Source organism: Citrobacter sp. Ce129 (assembly GCF_030334545.1).
Taxonomy (GTDB): Bacteria; Pseudomonadota; Gammaproteobacteria; order Enterobacterales; family Enterobacteriaceae; genus Citrobacter; species Citrobacter europaeus.
Genome location: NZ_JAOWDS010000023.1, coordinates 1 through 242 on the forward strand (window position 1 = coordinate 1; position 242 = coordinate 242).

General features: G+C 53.7%; 1 pseudogene. It reads right to left on the bottom strand.

What is annotated here, in order from left to right:
• Nucleotides 1-239 (bottom strand): annotated as a pseudogene (locus OGV77_RS24795) (hypothetical protein); the annotation flags it as partial.
• Between the last annotated feature and the right edge of the window lie 3 nt (nt 240-242).

Below are 242 nucleotides of genomic sequence, written 5' to 3' on the forward strand. Positions count from 1 at the left end.
GTCCATTCCGCGCTGATTTTCTTATCCAGCTGTAACAGGCGGGTGTAGTCATTAAGCAGATGAATCGCTATCTGGAAGCGCCCCGCAATCAGCCCTGTGCGCAACAGTCCGGCGTACAGTTCCGGATCGGAGATACACTGGTAAGTAATCCCCTCCTGCAGTTCATCGGGCAGAAGCAGAGGATAAACATCCAGCCCGGTCAGGCGTTCAAGTGCTGCCTTTAATGCCAGCTCGATCATGAC